The 17637-nt window shown below is 43.3% G+C and carries 15 protein-coding genes and 1 pseudogene; 9 read left to right on the top strand and 7 right to left on the bottom strand.

Annotation, left to right across the window (positions count from 1 at the left end; translation table 11 throughout):
• From CIK89_RS13765 to CIK89_RS01585, 3 genes and pseudogenes are all read left to right on the top strand, one after another.
• Nucleotides 1–103, top strand: a pseudogene (locus CIK89_RS13765) (DDE transposase); the annotation flags it as partial.
• A 17-nt stretch (nt 104–120) separates the two neighbouring features.
• Nucleotides 121–756, top strand: a complete 636-nt coding sequence (locus CIK89_RS01590; protein WP_254046586.1) for a Nif3-like dinuclear metal center hexameric protein — start codon at nt 121–123, stop codon at nt 754–756.
• A 4-nt stretch (nt 757–760) separates the two neighbouring features.
• Nucleotides 761–1603 (top strand): zinc ribbon domain-containing protein, encoded by an 843-nt coding sequence (locus tag CIK89_RS01585; RefSeq protein WP_094389686.1) that lies wholly within the window; start codon nt 761–763, stop codon nt 1601–1603.
• 110 nt (nt 1604–1713) lie between these two features.
• Here CIK89_RS01585 and CIK89_RS01580 read toward each other — a convergent pair whose 3' ends face one another.
• Entirely contained in the window at nt 1714–2163 is a 450-nt protein-coding gene (locus CIK89_RS01580; protein WP_094389685.1) for a type I restriction enzyme HsdR N-terminal domain-containing protein, read from the bottom strand.
• Nucleotides 2164–2308: 145 nt separating this feature from the next.
• Here CIK89_RS01580 and CIK89_RS01575 point away from each other — a divergent pair, with 145 nt between their 5' ends.
• From CIK89_RS01575 to CIK89_RS01550, 6 genes are all read left to right on the top strand, one after another.
• Nucleotides 2309–2794 carry a hypothetical protein gene (locus CIK89_RS01575; RefSeq protein WP_144007327.1) on the top strand — a complete coding sequence of 162 codons (486 nt, stop codon included), beginning with the start codon at nt 2309–2311 and terminating at the stop codon, nt 2792–2794.
• A gap of 27 nt (nt 2795–2821) precedes the next feature.
• Nucleotides 2822–3133, top strand: coding sequence for a hypothetical protein (locus tag CIK89_RS01570; protein WP_094389683.1), 312 nt, complete (start codon nt 2822–2824; stop codon nt 3131–3133).
• A 60-nt stretch (nt 3134–3193) separates the two neighbouring features.
• Nucleotides 3194–4315 (top strand): sensor histidine kinase KdpD, encoded by a 1122-nt coding sequence (locus CIK89_RS01565; RefSeq protein WP_094389682.1) that lies wholly within the window; start codon nt 3194–3196, stop codon nt 4313–4315.
• Nucleotides 4316–4432: 117 nt separating this feature from the next.
• On the top strand, nt 4433–5458 hold the full coding sequence (holA, locus tag CIK89_RS01560) for a DNA polymerase III subunit delta (protein ID WP_094389681.1): 1026 nt from the start codon (nt 4433–4435) through the stop codon (nt 5456–5458).
• A 772-nt stretch (nt 5459–6230) separates the two neighbouring features.
• On the top strand, nt 6231–6701 hold the full coding sequence (locus CIK89_RS01555; RefSeq protein ID WP_094389688.1) for a helix-turn-helix domain-containing protein: 471 nt from the start codon (nt 6231–6233) through the stop codon (nt 6699–6701).
• Nucleotides 6702–7121: 420 nt separating this feature from the next.
• Complete coding sequence (locus tag CIK89_RS01550; RefSeq protein WP_094389680.1) at nt 7122–8945, top strand: SLC13 family permease; 1824 nt, start codon at nt 7122–7124, stop codon at nt 8943–8945.
• A 1218-nt stretch (nt 8946–10163) separates the two neighbouring features.
• Here the strand turns inward: CIK89_RS01550 and CIK89_RS01540 are convergent.
• From CIK89_RS01540 to CIK89_RS01515, 6 genes are all read right to left on the bottom strand, one after another.
• Nucleotides 10164–11351 (bottom strand): iron-containing alcohol dehydrogenase, encoded by a 1188-nt coding sequence (locus tag CIK89_RS01540; RefSeq protein WP_094389678.1) that lies wholly within the window; start codon nt 11349–11351, stop codon nt 10164–10166.
• Nucleotides 11352–11451: 100 nt separating this feature from the next.
• Nucleotides 11452–12411 (bottom strand): SPFH domain-containing protein, encoded by a 960-nt coding sequence (locus tag CIK89_RS01535; RefSeq protein ID WP_094389677.1) that lies wholly within the window; start codon nt 12409–12411, stop codon nt 11452–11454.
• 158 nt (nt 12412–12569) lie between these two features.
• On the bottom strand, nt 12570–13412 hold the full coding sequence (locus CIK89_RS01530; protein WP_094389676.1) for a hypothetical protein: 843 nt from the start codon (nt 13410–13412) through the stop codon (nt 12570–12572).
• A 2-nt stretch (nt 13413–13414) separates the two neighbouring features.
• Entirely contained in the window at nt 13415–14689 is a 1275-nt protein-coding gene (locus tag CIK89_RS01525) for a Na+/H+ antiporter NhaC family protein (protein WP_094389675.1), read from the bottom strand.
• A gap of 35 nt (nt 14690–14724) precedes the next feature.
• A complete protein-coding gene (locus CIK89_RS01520) occupies nt 14725–16224 on the bottom strand; it encodes a UxaA family hydrolase (RefSeq protein WP_094389674.1) in 1500 nt (499 codons plus the stop codon).
• A gap of 35 nt (nt 16225–16259) precedes the next feature.
• The gene (locus CIK89_RS01515; protein ID WP_094389673.1) at nt 16260–17330 is read right to left on the bottom strand and encodes a LacI family DNA-binding transcriptional regulator; all 1071 of its coding nucleotides are present in this window, start codon (nt 17328–17330) and stop codon (nt 16260–16262) included.
• Nucleotides 17331–17637: the final 307 nt, after the last annotated feature.

Below are 17637 nucleotides of genomic sequence, written 5' to 3'. Positions count from 1 at the left end.
TGCAGAGTCATTCAATGCTAAAATTAAGGCGTTTAGAGCTGCTTTAAGGGGAGTAACGGATATAAAGTTCTTTCTTTTCAGACTTACAAAGCTATATGCTTAATCCCCCTGGTTTATCGGGTGAGCCTAGAAAAAGGGTGTAACCTGATTATCAGTCATCATCCACTCTTGTTTCGTGGACTGAAACAGATTTGTGGTGCAGATTATGTGCAGCGTACGGTAATGAAAGCCATAGAGCGACATATCGTTATCGCATCGATGCATACTAATATGGATAATGCCAGAAATGGTGTCAACTGGAAAATTGCAGAACGATTAGGGCTTAAGGAAGTGAAATTTCTCCAAGCTAATGATGAGGCTGACAGCGCACAATCGGGTAGTGGAGTGATAGGCCTGTTGCCCGAAGCCATGGTTGCCGATGATTTCGTCTTGTTGGTGAAACGACAGTTTGACGTGGAATGTGCGCTCTGCAATGAGCTATTGGGACGTCCAATCCGCAAGGTAGCTCTATGCGGAGGAGCAGGTGACTTCTTGCTTGATGAGGCTGTGAACCAACAGGCAGATGCCTTTATCACAGGAGAAATGCACTATCATCAGTATTTCGGATATGAGCAGAGAATCCAGATATGTGTCATAGGACATTATCAGAGCGAACAGTTTACAAGTGAAATATTCCAAGATGTGATACAACGTCAATATCCTGATGTAAAGACATTTATAGCAGAAACAAATACAAATCCAATTATATATCTATAAGCAAATGGCAAAAAAAGATCCATCAGAAATGCCGGTAGAAGAACGTCTGAAGACGCTCTATCAGTTGCAGACTACGCTTTCGGCTATCGACGAGAAGCGTGCGTTGAGAGGTGAACTACCTTTGGAAGTACAGGACCTGGAAGATGAAATCGAAGGATTGACAACTCGTATCGAGAAAATCCAGGCAGATATCAATGAGTATGAGACTGCCATCGTACAGAAAAAAGGCGATATCGAAAACGCCAAAGTCAGCGTGGAACGTTACAAAAAGCAGTTGGACGAGGTTAAGAACAACCGCGAATATGACACTCTGACAAAAGAAATCGAATTTCAGGAACTTGAAATCGAACTCTGTAATAAGAAAATCAGAGAGGCTCAGAATCGTGTGACAGAGAAGAAAGAGGAGCTCGCTGTCAATAAGGAAAACATCGAAGACCGTCGTCAGGCCTTGGAAGTGAAGAAGAACGAACTCGACGAGATCATGGACGAAACTCGTGCAGAGGAAGAAAAACTGAAAATTAAGGTGAAAGACCTTGAGGCTAAGATTGAACCACGTCTCCTTTCTTCATTCAAGCGTATCCGTAAAAACGCTCGCAACGGTCTCGGTATTGTTTATGTGCAGCGTGATGCCTGCGGTGGTTGCTTCAATAAGATTCCACCTCAGCGTCAGCTCGACATCAAAATGCATAAGAAAATTATCGTTTGTGAGTATTGTGGACGTATCCTCGTAGATTCGGAATTGGCTGGTGTTAAGACCGTTACTCCAAAAGCAGAGGAGAAGAAACCCCGCAAGCGTGCTATCCGCAAAACCACGAAGAAGGTTGCTGATGCCAACGATGAGGCTTAATACAAGTCCTAATTCGTTGATAAAATAAAAGGCGCAGAATAATCTGCGCCTTTTGTCTTATTTATGAATTGGGGAAAATAAACTGGTCTTATGAGCTAAATATGAAAATCCTATAAATCTTCATAGTTAGGAATGTCAGGCAGGATGCTGTAGCATCGATGCTCATAGTCCATGCGACAACAGAAGTGTTGCATGCCATTGCTAATCATTAGATAGTCAACATGTAGTAAAAGGTTGTAGGACGAAACTTGGTCGAACACCTTCTGACTTAACGCAACAGTAGGGGCTTTATACTCGATTATCATCATGGGTTGGGCCTGCTTATTGTATAGGATAGAGTCACAACGTAGGCGCTTGCTACCGCATTGTAGCGCAATCTCGTTGCCTAATAATCCTTTGGGGTAGCCTTTTTCTGTCACCAACCAATGTACAAAATGCTGGCGGACCCATTCTTCTGGGGTCAGCTTTACATAGCGACGACGAAGAAAGTCGAATATCTCCGGTTTTTCGCGAGTGCCACCCAACTGGATGGGAAATGAGGGAAGGTTTAATTGAAACATATTGCAAACTTACCGCTTTTTTTCTTGATATTGAAGAAATATCTGAGAAAATTAAATATCTATGAAGAAAAAAGATAGAAACACAAAATAAATGAGTAATTTTGCAGCAATTAAGCACCTAATGAACATTCGAAGGATCATTCTAATGGCCGGAATCGTTGTGCAGGCTCAATGTACTACGATGGCTCTTGCTGGAAACAGTAATGACAGACAGGTTGATTCCATTCACCACGCTATATTGTCGCTCGAAGGACAAGCGCTGTTGGATGCCTATCGGCATGTGTATTATGTTCAAATCTATTCAGGTGATAATGAGCGGCAAACCATTGCTCAAATGCAGCGAGAGGCAGAATTGCAAGATAATATTCCAATGCGCTGTTTGGCAAAGGCGGCTCTTGTCAATTACTATGTATTCAAGGACGGATGTGCCGATTCATTGCGGCATGTGTTTCCTGAGACACACCACTTCCTGCGTCAACAGAAGAGCTGGAACTACTATTACTCGACATGGTCTCTGTGGGCTAATTTCCTTATTTTCGCCAATGAAGGCAGTAAAGCGCAGAATGAGGTGCGCAATATGTATGAAGATGCCAAGAAGAGAAATAATATATATGGCATAGGATTGGCGTAGTAAGTACTGGCAAACCTATATCGTAATATGGGTGAAAACAAAGAGGCTATACGCAACTATAAGCAGTGCATACAGACCTTGAGTAATATCGAGTCTTATCATGCGGCTCATATCTGTATATATCCATTCTATTGTGGGGCATTGGCAGATGAAAAACTCTATGGTGATTTGAAGGATGCTACGGAACGTTGTCAACAAATACGCCATATATATAAGGAGAAATTAGGCGTCTCTGAAGAATGTTTGAGTAAATCACCCAACTATGTGTATTTCTGTTTGGTGCGCGCTATAGTGCTCAGAGAAGAACATCGGGTGTCAGAAGCATTGAAGATCTTGTAAGGAGCCGAGCGTATCACTCGTAATCGTTCGGATTATGTACGGCGTGATGTGCTTTACCGTATGGCAGAATTATATCTCAATGAAGGTGATTATCAGAAAGCCCTTCATTATAATAGTATGGCTGATAGCTGCCGTTCACTATTACTTCATTATATGGGTGATCAGCTGCGCGTAGTGCGACAAAGGGCAGATATATATTTTCGAATGGGAAATTTTGAAAAGACTGCTGTAATCCTGCGAAGTGTGATGGATTCTGTTGATGAGAGAAATCTGATAGAAACTCGTAATCAACTTAATGAGCTTAATGCACACTATCAGATAGATAGGCTACGACAGGAACAACAACAGGACAAGGAACATACCATCTATGCTTTTTTTACTTTGGTTATTGTGTGCATGTTGTTGCTTGTTGCCGTTGTGGTTTTCTTTATGCACCGTATTTATAAGAAAAATGCCCAGTTGCTGGTAGCGCTCGACCGTTCGAAAGAAAGTACTCGTATGAAGGATTCTTTTGTCAAGCATATCAGTCATGAGTTGCGCACACCACTTCATATCATTACGGGATTTTCGCAGGTTATGGCAAATCCTGACTATTCACTCAGTACTGAGGCGCGAAAAGATGTGGTGAAACGAATCACCGATAACACCCAGTTGATAACAAGTCTGATTAATGAGCTCCTCGAGTTGTCTGACGAAGAGAGACGGCATAACTATGCTCCCGACGATGAGATCAATGTAAAAAGGGGTTGTGATGAGATGATTCGCCAATTGGAACAGGCAGATAAAGGACGTTTGCAGGTGCATTATAGAATTGATGTGGACGATGATTTTATGATTCATAACAATCTTGTAGGACTCAAGAAAATACTATGGCACTTGGGAAACAATAGTCTGAAATTCACAGAAAGCGGTAGTGTAGGGTGTCATACAAAACTTTCTACCGATAAGAAATGGGTGGAGTTTCATATGAGTGATACGGGTATAGGTATTCCTGAAGAACTGCGTGAACGTATCTTTGAGAAATTCTATAAGATTGATCCCTTTAAGAAAGGACTTGGACTTGGACTTTCTGTTGCGCGACATATTGCAGAACAAATGGGAGGAACGTTGGCTTTTGATCGTGAATACGAAGGCCCTGGAACGTGTTTCGTAATAAATAAGGTACGTTGTATTCTTTCCTAATAGGGGATCTCGCTCGCTTATTCGTACCTCTGCATCTGCGATGCTCAGGTACTCACGCTCGGAAAAACAAGATATAATTTGGTTTTTCGCTCGCTTATTCGTACCTTTGTAAGCAATATGGCACAAGAGAAAGTGACTTATGAGAATGTAATGCGCGACCTGAAAGCGCGTAAGTTTAAGCCTGTCTATTATCTGATGGGTGATGAAGCTTATTATATCGACAAGATTGCAGACTGGATTGCTGATAATGCACTCCTGCCTGAAGAGCGTGATTTCAACCAAACAGTATTGTTTGGATCAGATGTCAACGCTGCACAGATTGTAGATGCTGCCAAGCGCTATCCTATGATGGCAGAACATCAGGTCATTATAGTTAAAGAGGCACAGAATGTAAAAGATACTGAGCCGTTAGAACGCTATTTTAAGTCACCCATGTCTTCCACAATTCTTGTGATGTGCCATAAAAACGGTACTGTGGATGGACGAAAACGCGAATATGTGAAAGCTATCCGTGATGCTGGTGTGCTTTTTGAGAGTCAAAAGCTCAAAGACCGAGATTTGCCAGCGTTCATCGAAAAGTATCTTAAAGAACGCAATGCATCCATTGATCCTAAATCAACTCAAATTATTGCCGACTATATTGGAGCAGATCTTCATAGATTGGTGGGGGAACTCAATAAGGTGCTTGTTTCGTTGCCTGAATCCAATCGAAGGGTAACACCTCAGGTGGTGGAAGACCAAATAGGGGTGAGCAAGGACTTCAATGTGTTTGAATTGAAGAATGCTATTATTAACCGCGATGTGTTTAAGGCAAATCAGATAATGAATTATTTTGACAGCAATCCAAAGAGTGGGGGGCTCTACTCTGTTCTCCCATTTCTCTTCAATTATTTCCAAAATCTCATGATTGCCTATTATTGTCCAGATCGAGGCAATAGAGATGCTATTGCACAATGGCTGGAAATGCGTAATGCGTGGGGGGCTAACGACTATATCACGGGTATGCGAAATTATACCGCAATGAAGGTTTTCCAGATAATTTCCAAGATTAGAGAGATTGACGCAAAAACCAAAGGTCTGGATAACCCTAATACGCCTCCGGAAGAGCTTGCAAAGGAGTTAATCTTCTATATTTTACACTAAAAAAGAGCCTTTTTGAGGCTCTTTTTTTCTATTTCACAGTTTTTTGAATACATAAAAAAATGGCCTGAAACGCTGATTCTGACTCATCTTTCTGACTTTTTTCCCCTCTGAGAATCGCGTATTTTTGAGCATTTCAGACCTCTGTTCACAATTCATCCAAAATAAAAAAAACTGCGTTTTTGGGAAGTTCAAAATTTGGCGTTAACGTTTATTTTTATTTTGCTTTGTAAATATCAAAATCAAAACATGATGCAATTTTGGTTCAAATTTACAATTTACAAACATAAATATCGAAATTTAACCATCAATTTTGAGCTTTGAATTTCAATATTAAAACATAAAACTTGCAGTATCAAAATCAATATTGATATTTATACGTGATTAAGATATATAAATAACATGCTTAAACTCAGTATTTTATGTAAAATACAACAAGGAACCAATAAAAGATTATGTAGTTTTTGCCTACTTAACATTGCATAGATGCTTTCTTCTGAGCATATTTTCGTAAATAACACAATAGTAGCCATATAGTTAAGAAAAAACGCTAAAATCGTGCGGGATATCACTTTTAGTACTTGAAATTTTGGTTTTAAAATCAAAATCTAAAAACAACCCCTTCGATGCTTTGGAGTTTTAAATTCTGAATTTGAAAGTTATAATTTTAAAACGCAAATTCCTTCTACATTTGTTGTGTATCTCAAAAATTCTGTTTACCTTTGTAAACCGAATCCAAAATACTAATTTTGCACTAAAATCATACCTTATGGAGATGAAAGATCGCATCAGGCTCGTCATGGAAGAGCAGCATATGAGTCAACAAGTGTTCGCCGACTTCGTTGGATTGTCGGCTGCAACATTGAGCAGTATATTCAATGGACGTACCCGTCCTACCCTTAACATTGTCGAGGCCATCAAAAAGAAGATACCTGTTATAAACACCGACTGGTTGTTGATGGGTATCGGAGACATGCATATAGGTGCCTCTTCAGAACCTGTCGATAGCTCTTTATCAGCCACTTCCACCCCATCGGAGCCAACATTAGATTTTGATTCTGCAGTTCAAGATCGTGCAGAACCGGCTTATCAACATAGTTATTCACATGGTGTAAAAAGTACACGATTGGATTTTTCTGCATGTGATATGAAAAACATTGACAGACAACCGCGCAAGGTTACAGAGATTCGCGTTTATTATGATGATCAGACCTACGAGACCTTTGTACCTGCGAAATCGAAATGATGAGTGATTATTTATCAGTTTAAGTCCATAGAATATGTTATTCAAGTAGTGGCTTAAGAGATTTTATACGAATCATAACAGTCCCCAACCGATTGCTGCTAAGGTGTCGATTGGGGATTGGATTTTATCCCTCGTATTCTTGCGATGGCATATTTTTCTTGTATTCACGCTCTCTCCACGCTCTCTTCACGCGTGAATGATGCTGTCCTTCTTATGATTCTAACATAGGCCATTATTGATGTGGCATGAGGTACTTCGGCTTATTGTTTCCGATTATTGTGAATGTTGTTAGTCTATGTGTTGATAACAACCCTCAAAACATGTTAACTTTGGTTAATATTATGGTTGTAGCTTTATGGTATTTTCGTATGTCTTGTGATATTGTAGTATCTTTGTAGAATAACAAAATATAATAGATTCATGACCATAACTATAATTGTATTGATTATAACTATAGCCATGTTTATCTGGGGAAGGGTGCGTGGCGATATTGTTGCCTTATCTTCTCTCATGGTTCTTACTGCAACAGGTGTTCTAACAACAAGTGAAGCACTAAGTGGTTTTTCATCGCCAATTCTTATCATGATGGTGGGACTTTTTGTCGTTGGTGGAGCAATATTGCAAACCGGATTAGCTCAATCGGCAGGTAATAGCATTTCGAAAATGGCTAAAGGTAATGAGACCAGAGCTTTGATATATGTGGTATTGGCCACTTCTATTATTGGTGCTTTTGTGAGCAATACAGGAACGGTTGCTATTATGATGCCCATCATTATGAGTATGGCTGCAAGTTCCGGCATACGTTCGTCGCGTCTGTTAATGCCAGTTGCCTTTGCTGGTAGTCTTGGTGGTATGCTGACATTGATAGGTACTCCTCCTAACCTTGTTATTAGTGAAACACTTGAAGAGAATGGTTATGCTCCGTTGAAGTTCTTTTCTTTTTTCCCAGTTGGTGTTATTGTGATTGCTATCGGTCTGGCTGTATTGTTGCCAATGAGTTTGTTGCTCATTAAGAAGAAAGGCAAACATCAAAACGGTGGTCAAGGCAAGAGCGTTGATGATTTGGCAGTTCAGTATCAGCTTCATGAAAATATCTATAAGTATAGTGTAGGCAACAACAAAGGAGGATTGGCTGGCATGCGAGTGCAAGATTTGGACTTGCAGAATAAGTATGGATTGACGATACTTGAAATACGCAATGAAACGAAGAACGCGTTGGGCAAGGAAATCCGTCAGAATATGGCTTGGGCGGACACTATGATAGTGCAGGGTGACATCTTATATTTCTATGGCGACAAACAGGCAATGGAGACATTTGCCCGTGAGTGTCATCTTGTCAGCATGTCAACCGACCGACTTGATTTCTATGATATAGGCATTTCTGAGATTGTAGTACTTCCCACCTCGCGCCTTATCGGAACCCGTATCAGGGATTCCCGTCTGCGTGAGGATTACTCGGTCAATATTCTCAGTATTCACAGAGATAAGAAGTATATTAAGGAAGAACTCAGTGAACATCGCTTGCAAAACGGTGACATCCTGTTGGTGCAGGGTCAGTGGGAAAAAATCATGCAGATGAACCACGAAAATGAAAACTGGGTAGTATTAGGTCGTCCTGACAAGTTGATGGAGAGGGTTTCCCTTGATTACAAGGCACCAGTAGCTGCAGCTATCATGCTTTTGATGATCGTGATGATGGTGTTCGATTTCATTCCCATAGCGCCTGTGGTTGCGGTTGTGTCAGCAGCCTTGCTGATGGTTTTTGCAGGTTGTTTCCGAAGTGTGGATGCTGCGTATAAGACCATCAATTGGGAGAGCGTTATGTTGATTGCAAGTATGATGCCTATGTCAATTGCTTTGGAAAAGACGGGTGTGTCACAGATAGTGTCTGAAAATCTAGTAAGGAGTCTGGGAGCGTTAGGTCCTTATGCCTTATTGGCAGGTATGTATTTCACCACTTCATTGATGACTATGTTTATTAGCAATACAGCAACGGCGGTATTGATGGCTCCTATTGCCCTTACTGCAGCCCAACAAATCGGAGTGAGTCCATACTCATTCATGTTTGCCGTAACATTGGGAGCCAGTATGTGTTTTGCATCGCCATTTTCAACCCCTCCCAATGCTTTGGTGATGAAAGCCGGTCGATATACTTTTATGGATTATATTATCGTGGGATTGCCTTTGCAGATTATCATAGGCATTGTCATGACGATAATTCTTCCATTGCTTTTCCCATTTTGAGTTGATAGGTAAAAACAGTCCGCAGAAACGTTCCATTTCATGGCACCTTTTCTCGCCATGGCATAGTTCAAGTGAACTTAACTCTGCTCATTTGGCTTAACTTTCATATCATACTATTGCTTCCCTGTGTGTTCGGGTCATCATCGGGATATGTTCGGGTTTTGTTGTTTCATGATGTGATATTTTCTCGCTCTCCACATTCCCACATCGTGGTATTCTCCTGTTCTGTTCCTTGTTTCTCCCATCTTTGTCACATCATTGTCCGCTAAATATTGGGACTTAGTGCGGAGTCACTTGTGACTTACTTAGGAGTTGACTACGACTGTGTGCGGACGGAATGTTTTGTGCGATGAGTGATTCTCTCTTGAACCACGTTGCAAAGATACAACATCCCCAAAAACCAATCATACGTTTCTTGCGATTTGAGGACATTTTTATCAAAATGTTTACTACCCATAAATGAACTTGCTTCACAAGGCGGAAACCAGTTTATATGGCCTTGACGCCAAGGAGAGGGAAATCCTGCCACTTCATCACCCGATTGACAGGTCGTTTTCGATAGAGAAAGAATCTCAATCACAGTTATCTCAATTATAAAATAGTCACATGAAAAACGAAACCCCCTTCTTTATATACTTATAACTATTTAATAATCAATAATATATATATAAGAAAGTAAAGTTAGGGGGTATGTTTTTTTTAATTGAGAGAACTGAGATTGAGATTACGGCACAACAAGTAACAAGTAATTTAAATGATTAAAAAATTAATTATCAATGACTTACGATATTTTTAGTACTACCGCTCCAACGATGCTAAACACTGGTAGGGGCACTCATTTTATCAAATTTATCCTCTCCCAGGCGTCTCGTGAGATGCGAGAACCGCTTGTTCCGATGGTAATACCGGCCTTGGCAACTCACTTACATGAAGTCTCATTGATGTATTCGGACAACAAATATTATGATATCTGCGGACAAATGGGGCATTTGATAGGTCCTTCAGGTTTTGTAAAGGCCCTACAGAGACATCTTCTGGAGTCTATAATGCGCGCAAAAAAGAAGACCCTTCCTGCATATATGATAGAAGGGTCTTCTTAGTATGGCGTAAATGCTTGTAGCCATGTGCTTGTCAATTCTTGATTCTTGTGGCTTTCTGCCTAAGTTTTCTCGCCATGAAATGGCACATTTCTGCGGATAGTGGTTTATTCTACAGAAATTACTTGGCCATTTGGTAGATTTTCACGATGTCAGCAGCATGAAGTATTTTCAGTCCACCGATAGTGGTGGTGTCTCCATTGGTGCATTTCTGTGCCATTTCTTCAATTTCTGCATCGGTGATATCTTTGCCAACGAGAGTATGTATGTCTGTTGGCATACCTATTGAGCGGAAAAACTGCTCCATCGCTTTGATACCCGTTTCAGAAGCCTCCATATCGCTCATATTAGTGGTATCGATGCCCATTACGTTGTGGGCGAAGCGTGCAAAGCGAGGAAGGTTCTCGTTGCGAGTGTATCGAGCCCAGCTCCCCCAAACTGCCGCAAGTCCTGCTCCATGGCTCACGTCAAACAGTCCAGAGAGCTCATGCTCAATATTGTGAGTAGCCCAGTCGCCTGTTGTTCCACATCCTGTGAGGTCGTTGTGTGCCAGAGTACCTGCCCACATGATATTTGCCCGACAGGTATAGTCGGTAGGGTTGGCTAATGCCAAAGGCCCTTCTTTCATGCAAGTGCGTAGTATAGCCTCTGCAATGGCATCAGTTGTTTCCATGTCATCATCTTTGCTGAAATAGCGTTCCATGGTGTGCATCATCATGTCTGTGATACCGCATGCTGTTTGCCAAGCAGGGAGTGTGAATGTCAGTTCTGGGTTCATGATGGCAAATTTGCATCTGAACTCATCTACGCAATAGTCTTTTTTGAGCCAGCTCTCTACCTCATCATTGGTGATTACCGAGCCGTTGCTCATCTCGCTGCCAGCTGCGGGGATAGTCAGGATACAGCCGATAGGAAGATATTGTGTTGCGTGATCCTTGTGCTCGTATAGTGTCCATACATCACCTAGGTAGAATCGTCCAGATGATATGGCTTTGCAGGAGTCAATGACAGATCCTCCGCCTACGGCAAGGAGAAAATCTACATTTTCCTCCTTACAGAGTTCTATGCCCTTTCTTACGAGTGAAAGACGTGGGTTGGGTTTTACGCCTCCCAGTTTTACGTATGCTATTCCTGCTTCTGTGAGGATCTGTTCTACTTTCGCCAAGAGGCCAGAGCGTATGGCGCTTTGTCCGCCATAATGTATTAAAACCTTTGAACCTCCGTGTTTTTTTACGAGTTCTGCCACTTGGCTTTCTGTATTGCGACCAAACGCAACTTGTGTTGGAGCATAATAGTTGAAATTCTTCATATAGCTTGTTTTTTATAGTTTTTCGTATGCAAAATTACGCATTCCTGATGATTTTTCATCAGGAATGCGTAATTAATGGTATGTTCGTGTGAGGACTTCTTTAGTTGGATGCGCTGGTATTTACCACGGGTTGGGCAGCATCATCGCTACAGAGTACGACAAGCAGATTGCTCACCATCGCTGCTTTTTTGTCGTCGTCAAGTGTCATTACTCCCTCGTTGTTTAGTTTGTCGAGTGCCATTTTAACCATTGATACGGCCCCTTCTACAATCTTTTCGCGTGCAGCAATAATGGCTGTAGCTTGTTGGCGACGCAGCATCACGGCAGCAATTTCCGGTGCATAAGCCAGATAGTTGATTCGTGCTTCAATTACTTCTATGCCAGCCATCGCCAGTCGTTCGTCGATATGTGCTTCCAGTTGTTTGTTGATTTCATCGCTTCCGTCGCGTAGTGTCAGCTCTTGGGTGTTGTTGTTTTCGTTGTCATAAGCATATTGTCCAGCCACTTGTCGTAGGGCGGCATCTGCTTGAATGCTTACGAAGAGTTCGAAGGCGTTCATGATTCCTGCTGCGGTAGCGATTCCTTGTGTTTGTTGGCTTGCCATGGTCTGTGAGTCAATTTCAAACATGGCTTTATAGGTATCTTTCAGCTTCCATACCAGTACCATTCCAATCATTACAGGATTTCCCGTTTTATCGTTTACCTTAATGGGTTTCCCATCAAGGTTACGTGCTCGGAGTGATAGTTTCTTTTGGTTTATGAAGGGGTGTATCCAATAGAAACCGGCCTTGGTGAAGGTTCCTTTGTATTTGCCGAAAAACATCAGGACACGAGCTTCTCCCGGTTCTACGAGGATGAATCCTCCTGCCATGATAAGCGAGAGTAGTATAAGAAGTCCTCCGGCAATACCGCTGGTGATGGAGCAGGCGAGTTCCCATTCTTCCATGCTGATGGCTGTAATGACTAATGCAATACCTCCGAAGAAGCATAACAGATTGAGCACGAGCATTATGATACCGTTGAGACACATGCCTGAGTAGTTGAATTCTTTAGTTTCCATATGATTAATTGTTTTTTAATAATAATATTTAATTGTGATCATTTCTATGGCGTTAACCTATGGGGATTCGTCGGTCGGTTTACCAAGATTGATGCAAAGGTATATGTTTTTTTTCAGATTCGTTTACATCAAACGGAATTTCTGATATTCAGATTCGATTATTCTTCGATATGCGATAGGGAATGGATGAAGTTTCCCAAAAGATTGAATGGTGACTCTTGTGGGAAAACATACATGTATCTGAAGGAGTGTCTCACGTGCCAGATAAGAGAACTGGAATTGTTGGTGCCGACAAAGACATGGTCTCCTTGTGTGAAGTACCATTCATCGAGTTCGTTGCCTGAAATCTTCATGAATTCGCGTATCAGTTGCTGTGCTTCTTTGGGTGAAGATGCCTCTGCAAATGGGATATTGCCGGCATCGAAGTCGAAGAGACTGACCAATACGGAAGCTGTCAGACTGGCAACATGTTCCATGTAGAGTTGTGTTATCCATGAACGGATGTGTTCATAGTCGATGTTGTCGCGTGTGGTTCGTAGATAGATGGCCAGTTCTACGAAGCGCCGTAGATGTATGCCTTGTGTGAGTAGGTTGCGCGAGATTCCTACCAACCGTAGCATGAAAGCCTTAGTAGCTTGCAGGCTTTCTATTGATATTTCCTTTTCAGCTTGTTGGAGCAGTCGGCGCAGTTTTCTGTTGAGTAGGGGATTGGACAACCGTTGTTCTTCGGTTTCTTGTTTGTCGATATCGGCTTCTGCTTGCTCTGAAACGGCATGAATAGTTGCTTGTTGCCAGTTGGCCAATAGACTTGCGTCAAGACGTAGGAAGAAGTCATCGGCAGACTGTCGTATTCCGTCAAATACCCATGGTGTAATATCATGGATTTGTGCAAAGACGAGTGCGCGTTCCCATTTCCATGCCGACATGGGTTCAAGCGTCAGATGCTCGTTGAAAGCCCCTTCGCGTAGCAGACGGATACAATTGCGCTGGATGATGTTCATAATCAGGATACGTGTTTAGGATAACGCAACAAGATGGCGAGTAGGGCAGTAAAGCCGATTGCCATTGGATAATAGAGATAAGGCAGAATGCTGATGGGGTTGAGTGCAGCCAGTCCTGCAGCCATTAGCATTTGTGCTCCATAGGGTATAAGTCCCTGCATCATGCATGAGAAGGTGTCGAGTATGGATGCGCATTTCCGATTATCTACTCCGAAACGGTCTCCTATTTGCTTGGCAATACCTCCTACTGTAATGATTGCCACGGTATTATTGGCTGTACAGAGGTCAACGAGCGATACCAGAGCGGCGATAGCGAGTTCTGCTCCCCGTTTGGTGTGGATATGACGCGTCATGCGCTGGATAAGGAAGTCTATTCCTCCCTGGTGTTTGATGATTTCCAGCAGGCCTCCTGCCATCATGGTGATAATGATGAGTTCACCCATTCCCATGATACCTTGCCCCATGGATCCCATCCATCCGTAGAAGTCAAACGATCCGTCGATAAGGCCTATGGCTCCTGTGAGTGCGATGCCCAGCGTGAGTACTGCCATGACGTTCATTCCGCAAACTGCTGTCAGCAGAACGACGAGGTATGGTATAACCTTTAGTAGCGATACTGGTCCTACCTTTTGTGGTGCCTGAGTATGGAGTCCCATGACCACATATATGGCGAGGATAGCGATGGCTGCAGGAATGACGATATAGGAGTTGACTCGGAATTTGTCTGAGAGTCTGCAACCTTGGGTTGAGGTAGCAACAATTGTCGTGTCGGATATGAATGAGAGGTTGTCGCCGAAGAACGAACCGCCAACTACGACTGCCACCATGAGTGGTAGTGCTGTACCGGTCTGACTGGCAACGCCTGCTGCAATAGGGGTCAGGGCGACGATTGTGCCTACGCTTGTTCCCACAGAGAGCGAAATGAAGCAAGCCGCCAGAAACAGTCCTGCCAGCAGCATGTTGGCGGGCAGTAGTGTAAGTGCTAAATTGACGGTAGCGTCGATAGATCCCATGGCCTTTGCGCTATTGGCAAAGGCTCCTGCCAAGATAAAAATCCATATCATCAGCATCATCTGTCCTGTTCCTGCTCCTCGGCTGTAGATGTCTATGCGTTTGCGTAGTGGGATTCCTCCTGCCATAATGACCGCATAGATAGAGGCCACCATGAAAGCCACGGTGATGGGCACTTTGTAAAAGTCACGAGCAATGATACTCGTGACTAGATATAGGACGATGAACACCAATAGTGGTGATAGTGCAATGATGCCTTTTTTCACGATTGTGTTACACCTTTTTTGTGATTATACTTTTATTATAACGTAACTCCATTTTTGAAGATGGATATTTCGCGATAGCCATGTTCTTCGTTTCGTGCCTGTTGTCCGCTTGCCACAGCCAGTACTTTGTCGATGAATTCAGGCAGCAGTTCTTGCATGGTGCGTCCTTCTATGAGTTGTCCGGCAGAGAAATCTACCCAATGTGGTTTGTTTTTTGCCAAAGTGGGGTTGGTGGCAATCTTCATGGTGGGTACGAAAGTGCCGAATGGTGTTCCGCGTCCGGTAGTGAAGAGTACGATATGGCAACCGCTGGCAGCCAGAGCGGTAGATGCAACGAGGTCGTTTCCTGGTGCAGAAAGCAGGTTGAGTCCGTCGTGTTGCAGTCGGTCTCCGTATTCCATGACGCCGCTCACAGGTGCTTTTCCGCATTTTTGTGTGCATCCTAATGCTTTGTCTTCGAGGGTGGAAATGCCTCCTGCTTTGTTTCCTGGGCTTGGGTTTTCTCCTACGGGTTCTCCGTGTGCGAGGAAATACTCTTTGAAGTTGTTGACCATAGAAACGGTTTGCTGGAAGAGTTCTGGAGTTTTGCAGCGGTTCATGAGAATGGTTTCTGCTCCAAACATTTCAGGAACTTCTGTCAGAACGCTTGTTCCGCCTTGTGCTACGAGCCAGTCGCTGAATTCTCCCACGAGTGGGTTGGCTGTGATTCCGCTGAATCCGTCGCTACCACCGCATTTCAGTCCGATGCGGAGCTTGCTGACGGGTACGTCAACGCGCTTGTCCTGACGTGCGTTTTGATAGAGTTGGCGTAGTTCCTGCATGGCGGCTTCTACTTCGTCTCCTTCAACACGTTGTGTGACAAGCAGTTTGATGCGGTCTTTGTCGTAGTCTCCCAACATAGCCATGAAGTCTTCGGGTTGATTGTTCTCACATCCGAGACTGAGTACGAGTACACCACCTGCATTGGGGTGTAGGCAGATGTCGCGTAGCACTTTTCGAGTATTCTCGTGATCGTCTGAGAGTTGTGAGCATCCGAAATTGTGGTGCCAAGTCCAAATGGCGTCAATACCTTCGCAGTGGGTTTCTGCTTGCAGTCTGTGTGCCAGTTGTTCTGCAATTCCGTTGACGCATCCCACGGTCGGAACGATCCATATTTCGTTTCGTACGCCTACGTCGCCGTTTTTGCGTAGATAACCTTTGAAGGTGCGGTGTTCGTCGGCAATATTGAGTGTTGCATCAACGGGTTGATAGGTGTATTCAAGTGTTCCGCTGAGGTTTGTTTTCAGATTGTTTTCGTTTACCCAGTCGCCTGCTTTTAGGTCAGTCTTTGCATGTCCGATAGGGTAGCCGTATTTGATGATGTCTTCGCCTTGTTTCACATCCTTGATGAGCACTTTGTGTCCGGCAGGAGTGTCTTGATTGACGAAAATCTGTTGGTCGTCGATTTCGATGATGTCGCCTTTCTGTTTGGCTTCGAGACATACTACAACCGAGTCGGCTGGATTGATTTTGAGATAAGTCTTGAGTGGTTTCATTTTGTATAGTAGTTTAGTTTGTTTTCTGAAGCTGTTTATCCGATGTTGTTACGTCGGTAGAAGTCGATATTCTCCTTGGTGAGGAGTTCGATGGGCATATAATTGATGGGTTCCACCTTTTTTTTCAGTACGATGGCTCGGAAAAGTGCATCGACACAGGTGTATCCTTGCATGAATCCATGCTGTGCGATAAGAAATGAGATGCTTCCCTGGCGTACGCATTCAGCATTCTTGGGCACCATGTCGTATCCCATAATCTGCACGTTTCTTCTGTTGGAGCGTAGTAGAAATTCTCCTACCAGATGTGCCTTCGAATTAAAGGTGATGCAATGGTGTATGAGTGGATGCGAGGTGAAGAATTCTTCGAGAATATCATCGTATTGTTCGCGTTCGGTGTCGAGTGACAGGTTAACTTCTGTAATCGTTACATCAGGGAAATGGTCGTGCATGTAGTGTCGGAATCCCGTTTCTCGGTTTTCTTGTTGTTTTGATGCCACGTTGCCGTTGCGCATTTGTTTCATCAGCATGATTTCTGTCTCGTGAGGAGCGAGCATCATGAGCATGCGTGCTGCAAAATATCCGCTGGAGAATGAGTCTTGTCCGAAGAATGTCAGCGGTTTGAGGTCCGGCATGTATGAGTCGAGTAGTACGAATGGAATCTGCCATTGGTGAATCAAGTCGCAGTATTTGCGCATGACGTCGATTTTTGTCGGCACCATGATGATGCCGTCTGGTTCTTCCTTGAGACATTCGTCCATAACCTTTTCAAAAGTGTCTGTCGCAAACCTATTGTAATAGAGCAGTTTGACCGAGACTCTGAAGTCACGGAAGCGTTCGCATGCTGCCAGGGTGCCTTCTTCCACTTCGTCCCAATATGCTTCCGATTCGTGTTTGGGAAGGATGCAAAAGAATTGGTACGACTTGTTGTACGCCAGTGCAGAGGCATACATATTGGGCTTGTAGTCCATTTCTGCTAAAGCCTTTTCTACTTTCTCGAGTGCGCTTTTCGACACGTTGGGACGCTTATGGAGCACCCTATCGACCGTGCCGACGCTGACGCCAGCACGTTCGGCAATATCCTTGATTCTTATTTTGCCTGTATCCATAGTTGTTGCAAAGGTAATGTAATTCGCTCAAAATACAAAAAGAAAACTCGTTTTTCTTTGTCTGTTTCTTAAGATGTAGTCTGTCCTTGGTATCAGAAAATGGCATAATAGTATCATGTTTGGTTGTGGGGGAGGGATTGAGTGGTTATATATTACCGATTTTTAGCCTTTGCTCTCGGCTTCTGGATGCCTTGACCTTTGGTCGAGCCATTTTCGCCTCGGCATAGTCTTAAAGTAAACTTAAGCCTTTGCTCTCGGCTTCGGGATGCCTTGACCTTTGGTCGAGCCATCTTCGCCTCGGCATAGT

It is taken from the genome of Prevotella sp. P4-119 (genome assembly GCF_002251345.1).
Classification (GTDB): domain Bacteria; phylum Bacteroidota; class Bacteroidia; order Bacteroidales; family Bacteroidaceae; genus Prevotella.
Note: the sequence above shows the minus strand (reverse complement) of the source record. Positions and strands in the feature narration are given on the sequence as shown.

What these genes read in the sequence shown, in the direction of transcription:
- CIK89_RS01520 (WP_094389674.1), bottom strand. Translation starts at nt 16,224, where the DNA reads ATGAAACCACTCAAGACTTATCTCAAAATCAATCCAGCCGACTCGGTT.
- CIK89_RS01555 (WP_094389688.1), top strand. Translation starts at nt 6,231, where the DNA reads ATGAAAGATCGCATCAGGCTCGTCATGGAAGAGCAGCATATGAGTCAA.
- CIK89_RS01565 (WP_094389682.1), top strand. Translation starts at nt 3,194, where the DNA reads ATGGCAGAATTATATCTCAATGAAGGTGATTATCAGAAAGCCCTTCAT.
- CIK89_RS01540 (WP_094389678.1), bottom strand. Translation starts at nt 11,351, where the DNA reads ATGAAGAATTTCAACTATTATGCTCCAACACAAGTTGCGTTTGGTCGC.
- CIK89_RS01575 (WP_144007327.1), top strand. Translation starts at nt 2,309, where the DNA reads ATGGCCGGAATCGTTGTGCAGGCTCAATGTACTACGATGGCTCTTGCT.
- CIK89_RS01550 (WP_094389680.1), top strand. Translation starts at nt 7,122, where the DNA reads ATGACCATAACTATAATTGTATTGATTATAACTATAGCCATGTTTATC.
- holA (WP_094389681.1), top strand. Translation starts at nt 4,433, where the DNA reads ATGGCACAAGAGAAAGTGACTTATGAGAATGTAATGCGCGACCTGAAA.
- CIK89_RS01515 (WP_094389673.1), bottom strand. Translation starts at nt 17,330, where the DNA reads ATGGATACAGGCAAAATAAGAATCAAGGATATTGCCGAACGTGCTGGC.
- CIK89_RS01580 (WP_094389685.1), bottom strand. Translation starts at nt 2,163, where the DNA reads ATGTTTCAATTAAACCTTCCCTCATTTCCCATCCAGTTGGGTGGCACT.
- CIK89_RS01570 (WP_094389683.1), top strand. Translation starts at nt 2,822, where the DNA reads ATGGGTGAAAACAAAGAGGCTATACGCAACTATAAGCAGTGCATACAG.
- CIK89_RS01530 (WP_094389676.1), bottom strand. Translation starts at nt 13,412, where the DNA reads ATGAACATCATCCAGCGCAATTGTATCCGTCTGCTACGCGAAGGGGCT.
- CIK89_RS01585 (WP_094389686.1), top strand. Translation starts at nt 761, where the DNA reads ATGGCAAAAAAAGATCCATCAGAAATGCCGGTAGAAGAACGTCTGAAG.
- CIK89_RS01535 (WP_094389677.1), bottom strand. Translation starts at nt 12,411, where the DNA reads ATGGAAACTAAAGAATTCAACTACTCAGGCATGTGTCTCAACGGTATC.